The organism is Vibrio sp. 811, from assembly GCF_033339195.1.
In genome coordinates, this window is sequence record NZ_JAWOUB010000176.1 from 1 (window position 1) to 908 (window position 908).

Consider the following 908-nt stretch of genomic DNA (forward strand, 5'->3'; position numbering starts at 1 on the left):
GATCTTATCCAAGGACGAGGCTATCAACTGGCTCATCCTCTTCAATTACTCGATGAAACTCGTCTGAAAAATGCCATTAGCACTCCGGTAGAACTGATTTCCGTGATCGATTCAACGAATCAATATTTGTTAGAGAAAGTCAGTGAATCCGATAAAGGGCGAGTTTGTATCGCTGAATATCAGGCGCAGGGGCGCGGTCGTCGCGGACGTCAATGGATATCGCCATTTGGCACCAATCTGTATTTGTCTATGTACTGGCGTTTAGATGCGGGTATGGCGGCAGCGATGGGACTGAGTTTGGTCGTGGGTATTGCTGCAGTCGAAGCACTGGAAAGTATCGGTATCCAAGGTGTTAAGCTTAAGTGGCCAAACGACATCTACTATCAAGATAAAAAATTAGCCGGTATTTTAGTGGAGATGTCTGGTCAAGCAGGAGGCGCAGCTCACTTAGTGATTGGAATGGGATTAAATATTGGCATGCCTGATGTGCAGCCCGGTATTGATCAACCTTGGACAACACTCAACCAAATTTCCAATGAAGTGAGTATCGATAGAACTCAATTGGCGATACGTCTTATCGATCATTGGAAAGCCGCGTTAGAAGAATATGAACTGACTGGACTGGGTGGTTTTGTTGAACGTTGGAATCGTTTGGACAACTTTATCGGCCGACCGGTTAAGCTTCTTATGGGACCGAGAGAAATACACGGAGTGGTACAAGGTATCGACCAACAAGGTGGGGTGGTTCTCAAAACTGAAAATGGTTTGGAAACCTACATTGGCGGAGAAATTTCGTTGAGAAAAGGGGACTGAGCCCCTTTACTTTCTTAGCGATACTTTGTCGACAAGGTGGTTAGCACCTTTGTGGAGGATCAAATGGGCTCTTTCTCTGGTTGGAAGAATGTTCA

General features: G+C 45.6%; 1 protein-coding gene. It reads left to right on the forward strand.

Annotated features, from left to right (window positions below):
• Positions 1-813, forward strand: an 813-nt coding sequence (birA, locus tag R7Q46_RS25645) for a bifunctional biotin--[acetyl-CoA-carboxylase] ligase/biotin operon repressor BirA (protein WP_318078010.1), incomplete at its 5' end; no start/stop codon positions are given.
• Between the last annotated feature and the right edge of the window lie 95 nt (positions 814-908).